Annotated in this window: 16 protein-coding genes, 1 tRNA gene and 1 pseudogene; 12 read left to right on the top strand and 6 right to left on the bottom strand. The window is 36.1% G+C overall.

Annotated features, from left to right (window positions below):
* The first annotated feature begins 21 nt into the window (after positions 1-21).
* Positions 22-432 carry an EVE domain-containing protein gene (locus tag AC4BB5_RS11155; RefSeq protein ID WP_490456205.1) on the top strand — a complete coding sequence of 137 codons (411 nt, stop codon included), beginning with the start codon at positions 22-24 and terminating at the stop codon, positions 430-432.
* 60 nt (positions 433-492) lie between these two features.
* Here AC4BB5_RS11155 and AC4BB5_RS11150 read toward each other — a convergent pair whose 3' ends face one another.
* The 3 genes from AC4BB5_RS11150 to AC4BB5_RS11140 are packed head-to-tail and all read right to left on the bottom strand — an operon-like array spanning position 493 to position 3,297.
* The gene (locus tag AC4BB5_RS11150; RefSeq protein WP_490456204.1) at positions 493-1,716 is read right to left on the bottom strand and encodes an ABC transporter permease; all 1,224 of its coding nucleotides are present in this window, start codon (positions 1,714-1,716) and stop codon (positions 493-495) included.
* 15 nt (positions 1,717-1,731) lie between these two features.
* Positions 1,732-2,424, bottom strand: coding sequence for an ABC transporter ATP-binding protein (locus AC4BB5_RS11145; protein WP_490456203.1), 693 nt, complete (start codon positions 2,422-2,424; stop codon positions 1,732-1,734).
* Positions 2,425-2,436: 12 nt separating this feature from the next.
* A complete protein-coding gene (locus AC4BB5_RS11140; RefSeq protein ID WP_490456202.1) occupies positions 2,437-3,297 on the bottom strand; it encodes an efflux RND transporter periplasmic adaptor subunit in 861 nt (286 codons plus the stop codon).
* A gap of 200 nt (positions 3,298-3,497) precedes the next feature.
* On the opposite strand from AC4BB5_RS11140, the gene AC4BB5_RS11135 reads away from it, so the two are divergent.
* The 7 genes and pseudogenes from AC4BB5_RS11135 to AC4BB5_RS11105 all read left to right on the top strand — a co-directional run bounded on the left by AC4BB5_RS11135 (position 3,498) and on the right by AC4BB5_RS11105 (position 9,366).
* Positions 3,498-4,232: a metallophosphoesterase gene (locus AC4BB5_RS11135; protein ID WP_490456201.1), complete on the top strand. Its 735-nt coding sequence runs from the start codon at positions 3,498-3,500 to the stop codon at positions 4,230-4,232.
* A 117-nt stretch (positions 4,233-4,349) separates the two neighbouring features.
* Positions 4,350-6,542 (top strand): Tex family protein, encoded by a 2,193-nt coding sequence (locus AC4BB5_RS11130; RefSeq protein ID WP_490456200.1) that lies wholly within the window; start codon positions 4,350-4,352, stop codon positions 6,540-6,542.
* 2 nt (positions 6,543-6,544) lie between these two features.
* Positions 6,545-7,030, top strand: a complete 486-nt coding sequence (locus AC4BB5_RS11125; RefSeq protein ID WP_490456199.1) for a SprT family protein — start codon at positions 6,545-6,547, stop codon at positions 7,028-7,030.
* A gap of 221 nt (positions 7,031-7,251) precedes the next feature.
* Positions 7,252-7,977 carry an ElyC/SanA/YdcF family protein gene (locus AC4BB5_RS11120; RefSeq protein WP_490456198.1) on the top strand — a complete coding sequence of 242 codons (726 nt, stop codon included), beginning with the start codon at positions 7,252-7,254 and terminating at the stop codon, positions 7,975-7,977.
* A 226-nt stretch (positions 7,978-8,203) separates the two neighbouring features.
* Positions 8,204-8,286 (top strand) — tRNA-Leu (locus AC4BB5_RS11115).
* 395 nt (positions 8,287-8,681) lie between these two features.
* Positions 8,682-9,224: pseudogene (locus AC4BB5_RS11110) on the top strand (SDR family NAD(P)-dependent oxidoreductase); the annotation flags it as partial.
* Complete coding sequence (locus AC4BB5_RS11105; protein WP_490459060.1) at positions 9,223-9,366, top strand: SDR family oxidoreductase; 144 nt, start codon at positions 9,223-9,225, stop codon at positions 9,364-9,366. The pseudogene AC4BB5_RS11110 and the gene AC4BB5_RS11105, both read left to right, overlap by 2 nt.
* A gap of 530 nt (positions 9,367-9,896) precedes the next feature.
* On the opposite strand, the gene AC4BB5_RS11100 is transcribed toward AC4BB5_RS11105, so the two are convergent.
* Positions 9,897-10,298, bottom strand: a complete 402-nt coding sequence (locus AC4BB5_RS11100; RefSeq protein ID WP_490456197.1) for a DUF2871 domain-containing protein — start codon at positions 10,296-10,298, stop codon at positions 9,897-9,899.
* A 169-nt stretch (positions 10,299-10,467) separates the two neighbouring features.
* Here AC4BB5_RS11100 and AC4BB5_RS11095 point away from each other — a divergent pair, with 169 nt between their 5' ends.
* Both AC4BB5_RS11095 and AC4BB5_RS11090 read left to right on the top strand, forming a co-directional pair.
* Positions 10,468-12,117, top strand: coding sequence for a glycoside hydrolase family 13 protein (locus tag AC4BB5_RS11095; RefSeq protein ID WP_490456196.1), 1,650 nt, complete (start codon positions 10,468-10,470; stop codon positions 12,115-12,117).
* Between the two features lie 223 nt (positions 12,118-12,340).
* Positions 12,341-13,558 carry a pyridoxal phosphate-dependent aminotransferase gene (locus AC4BB5_RS11090; protein WP_490456195.1) on the top strand — a complete coding sequence of 406 codons (1,218 nt, stop codon included), beginning with the start codon at positions 12,341-12,343 and terminating at the stop codon, positions 13,556-13,558.
* Between the two features lie 81 nt (positions 13,559-13,639).
* Here AC4BB5_RS11090 and AC4BB5_RS11085 read toward each other — a convergent pair whose 3' ends face one another.
* Positions 13,640-13,816, bottom strand: a complete 177-nt coding sequence (locus AC4BB5_RS11085) for a hypothetical protein (protein WP_490456194.1) — start codon at positions 13,814-13,816, stop codon at positions 13,640-13,642.
* A gap of 194 nt (positions 13,817-14,010) precedes the next feature.
* On the opposite strand from AC4BB5_RS11085, the gene AC4BB5_RS11080 reads away from it, so the two are divergent.
* Positions 14,011-14,838: a helix-turn-helix domain-containing protein gene (locus tag AC4BB5_RS11080; RefSeq protein WP_490456193.1), complete on the top strand. Its 828-nt coding sequence runs from the start codon at positions 14,011-14,013 to the stop codon at positions 14,836-14,838.
* A 103-nt stretch (positions 14,839-14,941) separates the two neighbouring features.
* On the top strand, positions 14,942-16,090 hold the full coding sequence (nagA, locus tag AC4BB5_RS11075; protein ID WP_490456192.1) for an N-acetylglucosamine-6-phosphate deacetylase: 1,149 nt from the start codon (positions 14,942-14,944) through the stop codon (positions 16,088-16,090).
* Between the two features lie 41 nt (positions 16,091-16,131).
* On the opposite strand, the gene AC4BB5_RS11070 is transcribed toward nagA, so the two are convergent.
* Positions 16,132-16,524, bottom strand: a complete 393-nt coding sequence (locus AC4BB5_RS11070) for a hypothetical protein (protein WP_490456191.1) — start codon at positions 16,522-16,524, stop codon at positions 16,132-16,134.
* Positions 16,525-16,556: the final 32 nt, after the last annotated feature.

Genomic DNA, 16,556 nt, shown 5'->3' with positions numbered 1-16,556 from the left:
AGATGAACAGGAGACGATTGTATGAATTATTGGATTGGGGTCGCGTCTAAGGACCATGTAGAATTAGGAGTGGCAGGAGGTTTTTGCCAATTGTGTCATGGAAAATCAGCACCTTTGAATAAAATGAAAGCAGGTGACTGGCTGATTTATTATGCACCTAAGCAAAGCTTAAAAACCAAAGAACTCTGCCAAGAATTCATTGCGATCGGGCAGATTTTACCGGGTGAGGCGTATTCATTTGAAATGGCACCAGATTTTATTCCAGTTAGAAAAGACATTGATTTTCTAGATAATATTAAACCATTTTCTCTTCAAGCGTTGACTGATTTCCCCTTGTGGCAAGAGTATCGATCACGTTTGAGATTCGGTCATTTTCAGATTCCAAAGGAGTTATTTGATTGTATTGCTTCTGGAATGAAAAAAGTAGGATGAACAAAAAAGTAGGACGAGAAGTTTTTTCTGTCCTACTTTTTTTGTTCGACTATTAGATAACTATTCGTAACGCAAAGCCTCGATTGGATCAAGTTTAGCTGCTTTTCTTGCTGGATAAACACCAAAGAAAATCCCGATAGCACTGGAAAATAGTAAAACTGCTACAATCGATCCTAGCGTAAACTGGGCAGTAATATCTAAAGCACTAGCAACAGTGACTGCTAAGATTGCGCCTAGCGTTAAGCCAATCAAGCCGCCGATTAAACACAAAATGACGGATTCCGTTAGAAACTGGAATAAAATATTACGATCTGTTGCACCTAATGCTTTTCTAGTACCAATCTCTCTTGTTCGTTCTGTAACTGAAACGAGCATGATATTCATCACGCCAATTCCCCCAACAAGTAAGGCAATGGCTGCTACAGCTGCAATAAAATTGATAAACAAGCCTAAAACGTTATTGACTTGATCCAATGCTTGTAGGAAATTTGTCGCAGTATAAACTTTTTCGCCGACCGCATTGTGACGTACAGATAAAATATTTACGATCTGTTTAGAAACTGCATCGATATCATCCTTGGATTTTGCTATCACAGTCAAACTAGTGATTTTTGTTGCGTCAGGATTTAGCGTATTGGCAGTGATCAAAGGGATAGAGACATAGCCCATCATTTCTTCTTCATCAAAAGAACCGACCATTTTTTCTACCGTACTTTTGGTAACGCCAATAATTCGAACGCTAAGTTGTCCTTTTTGTCCACGTAAATTGAATTTCTCACCAACGACGTTTTCCCGTCCATTGAAAAAATAGCGGGCAGAGTCTGCACTGATTACAGCAACTTTACTGCCTTCTGAATATTCTGTAGTATTGAAATAACGACCATAAACGATATCTTTATCCATTGTCTGATTCGTAAACTGTAGATCTGGTGTTCCTGCCATAATCAACGTTGCTTTCGATTTGTCATTAGCAGCTCCAACTGCTTGGATCGAAACAGTAGGAGAGAGATGATCAATTTGAGGAATACCATCTTTTAGTGCTTTGATATCTTTACTCGTGATTTTTTGACTATCGCTTGCATCTCGACTTGTGGAAACAGAGATTGTTGAAGCACCTAAGTCGCTAAATGTCCCGGTGATTTGACTCGTTGCACCATTACCAACGGCTAAAATAGCAATTACAGCCGCAATGCCGATGATAATTCCCAACATGGTCAAAAACGAACGCATTTTATTAGCTAAAATACTATCGATCGCCATTTTAAAACTTTCAATAATTCCCATAAGAACGGCTCCTTTCTATAGTGTTTTTCGCTCTTTGACAGGTTGATCATCAATGATTTCGCCATCCTTAAAAGACACGATTCTCTTAGTATATTGAGCAACATCGGGTTCGTGAGTGACCATGACCACTGTCGTGCCAGCGTCATTTAAGTCTTGGAAAATGTTCATAATTTCCAATGTTGTTTTTGAATCCAGATTGCCTGTTGGTTCATCAGCCATCAAAACAGCAGGATCATTGACAATGGCGCGAGCAATGGCAACACGTTGCTTTTGTCCACCTGAGATTGCATTTGGACGATGAGTAACACGATCAGCTAAACCAACTTTTCGCAATGCCTCTAACGCACGTTCTTTTCGTTCTTTCGCAGAAATACCTGAGTAAACCATTGGCAGTGCAACATTGTCCAAAAGTGACATCCGCGGCATCAAATTAAAGGATTGAAACACAAAACCGATTTCTTTATTTCTGACATGAGCACTTTCATTGCTAGTTAAATTCGTCACATCTTGCCCATTTAAATGATACGTTCCTTCATCAAATCGATCCAGTAAACCAAGGATATTCATCATTGTTGATTTACCAGAACCGCTGGGACCCATAATCGAAGTAAATTCTCCTTCTGAAATATGCAAGGAAACATGTTTTAAGGCTATTAATTCTTCTCCGCCAGTACGGTAGATTTTTACTACATTTTTTAAATCGATCAATCATTTCACCTTCTATTCTTTGGTTACTTCAGTCTTGTTTTTGATATCAGAATTTGGAGACAGAATAACAGTATCGCCTTCTTTTAGTCCACTTTTAACTTCAATCAATTTATCTGATTGAATGCCAATTTCGATTTTAGTTTCTTGTGCTTTGCCATCTTTTACCGCATAGACGATTGCTTCGTTTTTATCATTGTAAGTTAAAGCTTCAATTGGTAGAGCTAAAGCATGTTCTGCCGTGTTTGTTGTAATATCCACGTCTACATCAAATCCCGCAAAGAGATTATCTGGTGCTTGATCAAACGTAACGATTGCCCCTAAACTTGCGGTCGTTCCTGTTGCTGATTGAGCACTTTTGGCAATAGGATCTTTTTCTACGACTTTGCCTGAAAACTTTTGATTACCACTTGAAATTTCGGCTTTTTGGTCGATCGCTACAGCAGATGCTTCCGAATTAGATAATTCTAGTTGCACTTTCAATGTGGAAAGATCATCTACTTGAATCGATGGTTTTCCTTGTTGGGCGTTTGCATCAGCTTGTTTCGCTTTAATATTGACTTGAGTGATCGTGCCAGCAAAACCGGCAATCAGTTGCAGGCCATTGTCATACGTTGCTAAAACCTTATCTTTTTCTACGTTATCTCCAACCTGAACATTTACATCAACTACGTTACCTGTACCGATAAGCGATTGTGTTTGATTTGGAATCAAGGTACCTGAGGTAGAAAGTTTTTCGACGATTGTTTCTTTTTTAACCACATCTGTTCGCACAGTAACTGCTTTGGATTTACTTGAATTCCCTTGAACAATTAAGAAAATAACGACTGCAGCTACCAAGACTGCAAGAATTCCGAAAATAGTTTTCTTCTTCATACATTTCAACTCTTTCCTACTGTTTTTATGACATAGTGTCATTTATGTAAGTTTACTCTCTTTTTCATGAAAAGTCTAAGCTTAATTTCAGATTCTGTCAGATTGTTAAGTACCTACACGATTATAGGAGATTATCTGAATCATTCGTTGGGTTTTGCGTTATACTTATGAACAAAGAAGACTCGAAAGGAGTGGTAGAAATGAAAAACTTTATTTATGCGATCAGTGATATTCATGGGGAATATGAATTATTTAAGGCGTTGATCCAGTATTATGATCCATCAATGCATCAGTTGGTATTGATCGGTGATCTAAACGATCGTGGTCCAAAAACAAAGGAAAGCTTCTTACTTGGTAAAGAATTGGCCGAAAAATACGGAGCCATTTACCTTAGAGGAAACCATGAAGAATATTTCCTGCAATTTCTAAACAAGCCTGAAGATTGGTTTGCTAGCTATATTCGTAATGGTGGTAAAGAGACGATGGAAAGTTTGCTTCATAAAGGAGCGACAGAAGAATACTCTCCGACAGAAATCAGCATGATGATTCGTAGTCGCTACAAAGACTTGATCGATTTTTTGATGGATCGACCGCTGTATTTTGAATGGAAAGACTATATTTTTGTCCATGCCGGTGTAGACTTGACCAAAAAAGATTGGCATGAAACAAGCCCTCACGATTTTATTTGGATCAGAGAAGCATTTCATCAAGGTAAAAACAATACAGGGAAAAAAATCGTTTTTGGTCATACGATTACGCCGATGTTGCATGGAGATATGGAGACAACTGATTTGTGGCTATCCGATAACAAAATTGGTATTGATGGGGGAGCCGTGTTTGGTGGATCAGTCCATGGTGTTGTTTTTGATCAAAAAGGAATCGTACAAGATGTCGAGTATCAAAATCTGAATGGACCTTGGGAACCTGATTTCTAAGCTCTTGTTTTTATCTTCACTGAGTAAAGTCTTTTTAAAGCTTTGGGCTCTGCCTATATTTCAAGTGGATAATATGCTAAAATGAAACGGTATGTTAATGAAGAGAGGTATGTAAATATGGCAGAAGCGTATAACCAAGAAGTAGTTGATTTACTTCAGAAAGAATTGACAGAATACCGTCCAAAACAACTAACGACAGTGCTGACTTTATTGAGTGAAGGCAACACTGTTCCTTTTATTGCCCGCTATCGTAAAGAAATGACAGGTAGTTTAGATGAAGTACAAATTCGTGAAATCGAGGAACGCTACACTTATTTAGGCAATCTAGAAAAACGTAAAGATGAAGTGTTACGCCTAATCGAAGAACAAGGAAAACTGACAGAGGAACTGTCTAAATCCATTCAAAAAGCGACAAAAATGCAGCAAGTAGAAGATTTATACCGACCTTACAAGCAAAAGCGCCGTACTAAAGCGACGATTGCGAAAGAAAAAGGTTTAGAACCGTTAGCAGATTGGTTAATGAGTTTTCCAGTTCAAGCTGATGTAACGTTAGAGGCTGAAAAATATATTGATGCTGAAAAAGAAGTTGAGTCAGCTGAGACTGCATTACTAGGTGCTCATGAAATCATAGCGGAACGAGTATCGGATGAGCCTAAGTTCCGCAGTTGGATTCGTGATTTTACCTTTAAACATGGTCAGTATGTCAGTACGGTCAAAGATCAAGAAAAAGATGAAAAATCTGTTTACGAAATGTATTATGATTTTTCAGAACCTGTTAGTAAAATGGTTTCTCATAGAGTTTTAGCTACAAATCGTGGGGAAAAAGAAGATATTTTAAAAGTAGTATTGCTAGTAGAAGAGGAAAAAATTGCTTCTTATTTAGAAAGACAATTGATTGGTTCAAACAAACAGTCATCGACAGCACCATATGTTGAAACAGCTTATTTAGACAGTTATAAACGATTTATTGGTCCAGCGATCGAACGTGAGATTCGCAATGAACTTACTGAAAAAGCAGATGAACAAGCGATCAATATCTTTGGTGAGAACCTACGTAATCTGTTACTACAACCGCCGTTGAAAGGCAAAGTTGTTTTAGGGTTTGACCCAGCTTACCGTACAGGATGCAAAATGGCAATCGTTGATGCAACTGGAAAAGTGTTAGCAATCCAAGTTATTTATCCTCATAAACCAGCTTCAGGAGAAAAACGTGCGGCAGCAGGTCCTGCTTTTAGCAAGTTGATAGAAGAATACCAAGTTGAAATGGTGGCAATTGGTAACGGAACGGCTAGTCGTGAATCAGAATTATTTGTGGCTGAACAATTAAAACAAATCAAAAGAGATGTTTTTTACGTGATCGTCAATGAAGCGGGAGCCTCTGTTTACTCGGCCAGCGATGTAGCTAGAACTGAATTTCCAGACTTACAAGTAGAAGAAAGAAGTGCAGTCAGCATTGCACGCCGTTTGCAAGATCCTTTAGCTGAATTGGTAAAAATCGATCCAAAAGCAGTAGGGGTAGGTCAATACCAACATGATGTATCACAAAAACGTTTAGCAGAACAATTAGATTTTGTGGTAGAAACAGCAGTTAACCAAGTTGGTGTTAATGTAAACACCGCGAGTCCACAGCTTTTACAACATATATCAGGCTTAAATAAAACAACTGCACAAAATTTAATGGCTTATCGTGATGAGAATGGTGCGTTCACTGCTCGTAATCAAGTCAAAAAAGTTCCTCGCTTAGGACCAAAAGCTTATGAACAAGCGATTGGATTTCTACGCATTCCAAATGGGAAAAACATTTTAGATAACACAGGGATTCATCCAGAAAGTTATGATGTTGCCAAAGCAATTTTAGAAAAAGCGAATGTTAAATTAGCAGAACTTGGTACAGGAGAGGCTGCTCAACGGATTAAAGGGCTAGTATTAACACAACTAGAAGCAGAGTTAGCAGTCGGAAGTGAGACCTTAAAAGATATCATTGCGGCTTTAGTTCAACCAGGAAGAGATATGCGTGATGAGATGCCTGCGCCGCTTTTAAGAAAAGATGTTTTATCAATGGAAGATCTAAAATCTGGAATGGAACTACAAGGAACCGTTCGCAACGTGATCGATTTTGGTGCATTCGTTGATATTGGTGTAAAACAAGATGGTTTAGTGCATATTTCAAAATTAAGCGCAAAATTTGTGAAACATCCAACGGATATTGTTGCAGTAGGTGATGTTGTGACCGTTTGGGTGGAAGATGTGGATATGAAGAAAGGACGCATCAGTTTAACGATGCTGCCACAAGCTGAAAGGAAAGATTGATTTTGAGTCGTTTTTCGAAAGAGGAAAAACCAACAAAGCCAGTATTTACCGATGATCAGTTACAAAAGCTAGTAGAAGAAATCTCGTCGGCTTTTTTTGGAAAAAAATTTAGACATACAGCTTTTTTCAATCGGCGGTTGAAAACGACAGGTGGGCGTTATCATTTAAATTCTCATGATATTGACTTCAACCCGAAAGTCATCGAATTATACGGTGAAGAGGAATTGATCAAAGTAATCAAGCATGAATTATGCCATTATCATCTCCATATGGAAGGCAAAGGCTACAAACATAAAGATTCAGATTTTAAGACACTATTAAAACAAACAGGTGGCAGCCGCTACGTACGACCTTTAGTTCAGCAAAAGCCTCAATCTTATCATCAGTATCAATGTGAGAAATGCCAGACGTTGATTTTAAGAAAACGTAGAATTAATACGCAAAAATTTGTCTGCGGCAAATGCCATGGAAAGTTGATAAAGGTGTAACTATACTGTAATGGGGCTGGGACATAACCCTATGTGTTACATCCCAGCCTTAAGGAATCCGAATAAACGGTGGGCGCAGAAGTAACTCCTTCGGAAATAAGCTGAAATTCACAAAAATTTTAAAAATAATTTTCGTGAATACCTTCTTATTTCTCGGAGTTAAACACTTCTGTCCCAATCACATTATTGTTTTATCGATTAAATACAGAGTAGGTGATAAAATGATCGCTGAATGGAATAAAGTCATTGACTATTTATCTGCCAAAGAAAAAGTTACAGGTACTTATGATTTAGCTATTTTAGCTGGAAATAGTCTACCATATCTTGCGGATGAATTGATCCAATTATATAAACAAGAAAGAGTATCTGCATGTTTACTTGTCGGCGGTATTGGTCACGCTACCCCTTTTTTACGCAAAAACTTTAAAGATATAGGAATCAACGTGAGTGACACAAGTGAAACTGAAATGTATTTAGAGTACTTTAAAGAAAAGTATAACCTAGATCCAGCTCAATTTTTAATAGAAACGAAGTCAACGAACTCTGGTGAAAATGCTCTTTATTCATTGAATGTTGTAAAATCAATGAGGAAAGTGCCCAAAACAGTATTGTTATTGGAAGACCCCATTTTACAAAGAAGAATAAAGGCGACCTTTGAAAAAGAATGGCAAGAGACCAATACTGTATTTACAAATTATGTACCCAGAGTCCCTTATGTTACAGCAATAGATGAAACGATTATTTTTGACGAGCCAAAGCTAAATGGCTTATGGAGTAAAGACTATTTTCTTTCTTTAGTTTTAGGTGAAATTCCGCGATTAAGGAATGATAAACAAGGGTACGGGCCTGAAGGTCGTAATTATATAAGGGAGGTCACCATTCCTCAGGATGTGTCTCAGGCATATGAAGCATTACTCCAGCAATTTGAGTATAAACAGAAAAGATAATAGAAAAAGGGCTTAGCTGGAAGTGTTCAGTTGTTCCAAGTCCTTTTTTTTCTTGATCGCTTTTAAACTGAATATTGAAATTTTGGTTATTAGTCTAAGATGTACCAGAGAATATTGACAAATACAAAGGCATATTTTATCATAGGTTTACACAGTAAATTCAGTTTGTTGCTAGAATGGCAACAAGATATTGATTGAAGTTTCTGTTCAAATCATTTCATAAAATGCGGTCATGGCGGAATGGCAGACGCGTCAGCTTGAGGGGCTGGTGGGGGCAACCCCGTGGAAGTTCGAGTCTTCTTGGCCGCATAAGGTTTTTTAGCCTTTTTATTTTACACTCGTTTAGAGGAAAAAAATAAATGATAGAGTAATGAATGACTCGAAAGACAAATTTACTTAAACATTTAGTTTTTAAAGAAGGCCCGCTTATATTTTGTGAATACCAACCTTAACTGGTTGGTATTTTTATGTAAGACCCTTACGATTGTGGAGGACATATAAATCTATCCGTTATAATAATTTGATTCATATAAAAACTTATTTATGATAACAACCATAAAGAGAATAAGAGATCATCTTATTATTTTATCAACGTAAGAATAAACTCAAAAACCAAGCAAAACACCTTCTTTTTGAAGAAGTACTGTTTTAATATATCTTGCAATTATTGTACGGCCATTTACAAAATCATATAAAGCGCTACAATGAAATGTAAGCGTTTTTCCAAACTTTATTATATGTTAAGACTGGAGGGGGCATCAATGAGATTAGAAGGAAAAGAGACTGTCGCAGGTTTAGGTGAGAACGCTCACTTTGTTTACTTGGACGTGACAAAAGAAGAGCAGTGGCAAGCTACTATTAAGCAGATCACTGAAGAGCAAGGTGTGTTAGATATACTCGTTAATAATGCGGGTATTAGTGTCTTTAATAGTTTAGAAAATACCAGTCAAGATGAATTTATGAGAACAATTGAAATTAATCAACTGTCTGTCTTCTTAGTAATGAAAACATCTGTTGGTCTAATGAAAAAAGCCAACCAGCTTCAATCATTAATGTTTCATCGATCGAAGGATTTGAAGGAAGTATTGGCGGGGATGGCTACGTCAGCTCTAAATTTGCGGTCAGAGAGTTGACCAAATGTGCCGCTTTAGAATTTGCTGATAAGAATATTCTTGTCAATTCTGTGCATCCAGGTGGTGTTATTCCCCAATGGTCACATAAGCAACGGGAGAACAAAAAGCTTCGATTGAACAATTCCAACAGACAATCCCAATGAAAAGGATGGCTGATTCAAAGGAAATCTCAGCGTTAGTGTTGTTTTTGGCATCAGATGATTCTTCTTATTCGACAGGAAATGAATTTATTGCGGATGGTGGTATTTTAGCATAGTAAACATTTCTTAAGGAGAGTATTGGTTATAAAAATAAATCTTCTAAAATTGAATGGAAAATAGTCATTCTTCATTTAGAAACAAGAGAGTGGACATTGAGGTTATTTCGTGTATCATAAAGTTATGGAAACCCATATAGGACTATTAACCCACATCAAGGTGTTTAAAGAAAAGCCATATGCTATAACAGGAATGTTAATTTGGGAAGAGGATGTTTGTATTAATTGCGTAATCAAAAACAGACCGTTTGCCAGTTATGTACTGTCGCTACCGATGCACCAATATAAAATTGAGGTGAGAGGAAACTATAATAGTAGAGGACAATTTGATGTAAAACATATGCGCATCGTTAACATAGATAGCTATATTGCTTTGATAGGAACACCGGAATGAAAGACCACTATTTTTTGTAGTGGTCTTTTGTATTTATTGCGTAAAAAATAAAGGTGTGCTTCATAAAGAAGACGCACCTTAGGAAAGTAATTAAACGTATAAAAAAAATAATAGCTTTTATCTAAATCTGTTTAGACTATTCTTTAACCGCTTTAAATAAAACTTGAAAGAAGTAAGCCAAACCAACAGTAATGATAATATGCCCTAGTCCAGAAATCCCTGAAATAGCAGCTGATTCTGGCTGACCTAAGACTTGAAAAATACCTCGTACGGTCATCATCATTAATGTGACACCTAAGCCAATATTATAAATAATATAGAATTTTTTATAATTCTTTTCTTTGCTCAATTGAAAATTCTTTTCTAACAGCAAAACAATCAAGAAAAAGAACATTCCTAAAATCAATACATGTGTGTGTAAAACACTGAGTTGTGTAGTGCCAGTAAAGTCATTCCATTTTGTAAATTCTCGATAAAAAATCCCTGCTAACAATCCAAAAATCATATAAGACATACTAACTCTAACTAATTTTTTCATGGGCCACCTCTATTTTTTATTATTCAAACAATTTAACTATAGCAAATCAATTGTTTAATTTCTATGTATATGCTTCAAGCTATAATCAAAATTACATGCATTTCAGATACACTTTTTAATCATATCTTATATAATAGATGCAAGACAAAAACAAATTGGAGTGATACAGATGACAATCAAACGTACTTGGTGGAAAGAAGCAGTTGGCTATCAGATCTACCCAAGAAGTTTTATGGATACTAATGATGATGGTATTGGCGATTTGAACGGTATTCGCTCAAAGTTAGACTACCTCAAGGACTTAGGAATAGGCTTTATTTGGATCACGCCAGTCTATGAATCGCCTAACATAGATAATGGGTATGATATCAGTGATTACCAAAAAATTCTTAAAACATTTGGTACAATGGAAGAATTTGATTTGCTCTTGAAAGAAGCACATGAATTGGGGATCAAGATTATCATGGATTTAGTCATCAACCATACATCTAATCAGCATCCATGGTTTTTGGAATCAAGATCGTCAATAAAAGATGACTATAGAGATTATTATATTTGGGCTGACGGAAAGGTGGACGGACCGCCTAATGATTGGGTTTCGATTTTTGGTGGATCAGCATGGGAGTATGATGGAACAACTAATCAATATTACCTTCATGTTTTTGCTAAAGAGCAACCTGATTTGAATTGGGAAAATCCTCGGGTAAAAAGAGAGTTGTTTTCAATGATCGATTGGTGGTTGGATAAGGGAATCGATGGATTTCGTGTGGATGCAATCTCTCATATTAAGAAAGCTCCTTTGGAAACATCAGTTGGAAGTGATCCTTTTGAATCCTTTAAAAATGTACCTGGAATTGAAGCTCATTTGGAAGAACTGAGAGATGTGTTTAAAAAACGTGATATTTTAACAGTAGGTGAGGCTAATGGTGTCAGTGCCAATGAAGCGTATCAATGGTTAGGAGAAAATGAAGGTTATTTTAATATGCTGTTTGAGTTTGACCATATTTCTCTTTGGAATAAAGAAGAACAAGAGTCGTTAGACGTCATTCATTTCAAACAAGCAATTACGACTTGGCAAGAAGCATTAGCAGATGGTAAAGGATGGAATGCTTTGTACATGGAAAACCATGATATTCCTCGTTCTGTATCAAGTTTTGGTAGTGAAGAAACGGTGTTTTGGCAATCATCAGCTAAAGCATTAGCACTTACATTTCTTTTATTGCAAGGAACTCCTTTTATTTATCAAGGGCAAGAAATAGGTATGACGAATATGCCGTTTGCTTCAATTGATGATATAGATGCAGTGGACACTAAAAATTTTTATTATGAAATGATTCATGCTGGAATACAACCAGAAAAAGCGATGGATGTGATTCGAAAAACAGCAAGGGATAACTCAAGAACACCGATGCAGTGGACGGCAGAAGAATATGCTGGTTTTTCAAAAAGAATGCCTTGGATGGTTATTAATCCAAATAAGCAGGTGATTAACGTATTAGATGAATCAGTGGATCCAAATTCAGTGCTTAACTTTTACAAAGAAGTAATTCAGTTGAGAAATCATAATGAAGCATTGATTTATGGGACGTATAAACTGTATTTACCAGATCATCCGCAGCTATTCGTTTACGGACGACGTCTAGGAGAAGAACGGTTTGTAGTGATTGTCAATTTGTCACGAGAATTTGCCTCTGCTGATTTACCAGAGAATGTTCAAATTGATGAATGGAATTTGATAATATGCAACCTCAATGATCACGCTATTCATCAACATACAATATTTGCTCCCTATGAAGCTAGAGTCTACAAACATAAATAAAAAATCTGGTAATTTCTTTTACATAAAAAGGAATTGCCAGATTTCTATTCAGCTAAGGTAGGATTCGTTTAATAGAATGATGTGGCTCTTATTTTACGGATAAATATATAAGGTGGGTCAATATGATAGAAAATTTTTTTAGAAAATTTTCATTTTTTCATTGCTTTTTTTTTCTAGGTGGCGTAACTTTAAAGATATAAATTTTGAAAATGAGGGATACAGTATGAGAAATTTTGAGAAATCTAGCAAACTTGATGGTGTAAGTTATGATGTACGTGGTCCTGTTTTAGAAGAAGCGGACAGAATGCATGAAGAAGGCATTCGCATTTTGAAACTTAATACTGGTAATCCCGCCCCCTTTGGTTTCGATGCGCCAAATGAAGTGGTTCGTGACATGATCATGAATGTTCGTAATTCAGAAGGTTATTCTGATTCAAAGGGAATTTTTTCAGCCCGTAAAGCAATCGAACAGTATTGCCAAGTCAAAGGGTTCCCTAATGTGACGATTAATGATATTTATACTGGTAACGGTGTCAGTGAGCTGATTTCAATGTGTATGCAAGGATTATTGAATAATGGAGATGAAGTTTTAGTACCAATGCCGGATTATCCATTATGGACGGCATCCATTTCATTAGCTGGCGGAAATCCTGTTCATTATATTTGTGACGAACAAGCAGAATGGTATCCAGACATTGATGATATTAAATCTAAAGTTACAACGAATACAAAAGCAATTGTATTGATCAATCCGAATAATCCGACAGGAGCTTTGTATCCAAAGGAAATTCTTGAACAGATCGTTGAAATAGCAAGACAAAATGATTTGATTATCTTTTCAGATGAAATCTATGATCGTTTGGTTATGGATGGACTGACTCATATTCCGATTGCAACCTTGGCGCCAGATTTATTCGTAGTCACTTTAAACGGGTTGTCGAAATCACATAGAGTTGCTGGTTTCCGTTGTGGTTGGATGGTTCTTAGCGGGAACAAAAAACATGTGAAAGGGTATATAGAAGGGTTGAATATGCTGGCTTCAATGCGTTTGTGTTCAAATGTATTATCTCAGCAGATTATTCAAACAGCCTTAGGTGGTTATCAAAGTGTGGATGACTTATTGTTACCAGGAGGAAGAATCTATGAACAGCGGGAATATATTCATAATGCAATCAACGCTATTCCAGGCCTTTCTGCTGTGAAACCTAAAGCGGCTTTTTATATTTTCCCAAAAATCGATACTGCACGTTTTAATATTTATGATGATGAAAAATTTGTCTTAGATTTCCTACATGAACATCATATTTTGTTGGTACATGGTGGAGGATTTAATTGGACTCAACCAGACCATTTCAGAATTGTGTATCTTCCTAAAATGGAAGATTTGAAATTTACGACTGAAAAAATGCGTGAATTTTTAAGTACTTATAAGCAAAAATAAGAGTAAAGTTTATAAAAAAAGAGTGGCACAAAACTGAAAAAGTTTTGTGCCACTCTCGTTTTGTGAAGGCAATCTACAAGGTTAGTCTGTAGTTTTGCACTCTTTTTTACTAATTACCATACGATTCGTGTATTTTTCTTCCATATCCGGACTTGGATCCGAAACAACAACCAAATAAGCATTTTCATATTCTTTTTCGACATAGCCCTGATAACTACTTTTGTCCCAACTAAAGCTAATTCGTTTCTCCTGTGTCATGAGTAACACCCCTTATTTGCAAAGCAAAATTATTTTAAATCGTCTTGGTCTAGTATTAGGTAATGTTCTTGCAGTATATTATGCAATAAAGTACAATAAATGCATAATGCGAATTCGCATATTTTGAATCTTTTTGATGAACAAGACTTTTTTATTAATATATAGATCATTGAAATTGGCTTAGGAGTGAAGGTATGGATTCTTTTGGAGCAGTTATTAAAGAGATTCGTAAGAATAGAAAATTAACGCAAAAAATGTTATCAGAAGACATTTGTTCACAAAGTGTCTTGAGTAGGATCGAAAACAATGAAGAGTTACCTAATGTTGTAGTAATGCAGCAAATTTGTCAGCGTTTAGGTGTGACAATGGATCAAATCATGCAGTTCAAATCTGATGAAGTACGTTTGATCACTCAAATATTTGAAAAAATAGCAGATTACTTTCGACATAAAGAATACAAAAAAATATTGACTTACATGAAAGATACTCAGATTGAAGAACGTTTACACTTGGATACGGATTGGCAACGTTATTATTATTATTTAGGTAGCTGTAAATTTTATCTCTGTAGTGATTACGAACAAGCGATCCTTGATCTTAAAAAAGGTCTTTCATTCACATACCAAGCAAATAAAGTTAATTTGTCTGATTTTGAAATTCAGGTGATCAGCTGCATTGGCAGTACATACAGTAGTATTGGTAAAAATGCGGATGCTGAGAAGTATTTGAAATTAAGTATTCATTATTTTCATAAATTACCAAATGAACGAGTGACTGCTGAATTAACAAAGATATTTTACAATTATTCTAAATTTTTAACAGATCAAAAACGCTTGGAAGAAGCACAAATCTACATCGATCAAGGAATTGTCTGGTCAAGACATAGAAATAGTTATTATTATTTAAGTGAATTATTTCAATTGAAAAGTCAGCTGATGTACGTTAAAGGAAAAATAGAGCAAGCAGAAGAATATCAAGTTTTATCTGAACAAATCCTTCGTATTGAAACAATTAAAATCTAACGAAAGTTAGGTAAATATTTTTTGAAAAGGTCTACACCATTCTTGACTTTAACTGATTTTAAGAGTACGTTTATAGTAGAAAATTAAAGAAAGAAGGATGAAGATGAGAACGTTTATCTTTGCTGAAAAGTTCTTTTTAAAAAGTGATGTAAAAGGACCAGGCTATTTAGAAATAACAGATGGTTTATTTGGAGATTTTTATAAAGAAGTTCCTGAAAAAGATGCAAAAATTATCAAAGAAGAAGGCAAATGGATTGCGCCAGGATTGGTAGATACCCATATTCATGGCTATATGAATCATGATGTGATGGATAGCGACGCTGAAGGATTGAAAGTTATGTCAGAAGGGCTATTATCTTGTGGGGTAACATCATTTTTACCAACAACATTAACATCAAGTAAAGAACGTTTGAAAGATGTTGCAAAAACAATTGGGGATGTCTATCAAGAAGTTCCAGGAGCGAAGGTTCAAGGGATATACTTCGAAGGTCCATTCTTCACAGAAGAACACAAAGGGGCTCAAAATCCAAGCTACTTTGGTGATCCAGACTTAGCGACTTTTAATGAATGGCAAGAAGCTTCAGGCGGTCTGATTAAAAAGATTGCATTGGCTCCAGAACGTAAAGGCGTTAAAGAGTTTGTAAAAGCTGTGACAGATGAAGGTGTTGTTGTAGCTTTAGGGCACAGTGATGCAACATTGGAACAAGCAACAGAAGCAGTAGAATCTGGTGCTAGTGTATTTGTTCATGCGTATAATGGAATGCGCGGATTGAATCATCGTGAGCCAGGGATGGTTGGTGCATTGATGTCATTAAAACATGTCTTTTCTGAATTAATCTGTGATGGACATCACGTTCATCCCAATGCAGCAGATATTTTAATGGAAAAAGCTGGTCATGATCATGTAGCGTTGATTACTGACTGTATGATGGCTGGTGGGATGCCAGAAGGTGATTATATATTGGGCGAGTTTCCAGTTGTCGTTAAAGATGGAACAGCTCGTTTAGAATCAGGTAATTTAGCTGGTAGTATCTTAAAATTAAAAGAAGCAATCAAAAATGTTGTTGACTGGGAAATTGCGACACCAGAACAAGCTATTATGATGGCCACATTAGTTCCAGCTGTTAGTTGTAAAATCGATGATAAATGCGGTATGATCTCTAAAGGCCGTGATGCTGACTTTATTGTGTTGAATTCAAATATGGAGTTAGAAGCAACTTATTTAGACGGAGTAGAACGTTATCGTGCATAATTTAAAAACAGATTTCAGCAGTTCTGCTGAAATCTGTTTTTTTATAGTGATTCATTTTTGGGTAAAATAGAAGAGTTGATTGCATCATTTGAGAGTGCAATAAAAAAATCAGAGAGAAATAAATCATACGTTTCAATATCTGCTTTATAAAGTGAAACAGGGATCACAAAAGTCTGCTCAGTCGTACCAGCAATATAATCTCCATCGATCGTTTGTGCTACAACCAAAAATTCTTTTTCTAGCCAAGTTAAAATATCCTCTAAGGAGATTGTTTCATCAGAAGCAAGGTATTGAACATTTTGTTCAAACTGCTCTTCTAAAGTTTGGCTGAAAATAATGCTACTTTCTTCGTCCTGTTCATTTTCCAAAACGGCGGTCAAAAAACTTTGTGGATTAGATTTTGTAAGTTGGTCTTTTATCGTTAGAAAATCCATATATCTGCCTCCTAAAATTAAAAGCCGAACAG

The sequence above is a fragment of the Enterococcus sp. AMC1252 genome (genome assembly GCF_058216515.1).
The sequence above is the reverse complement of the archived record's forward strand: the minus strand, read 5'-3'. Positions and strand labels throughout refer to the sequence as shown.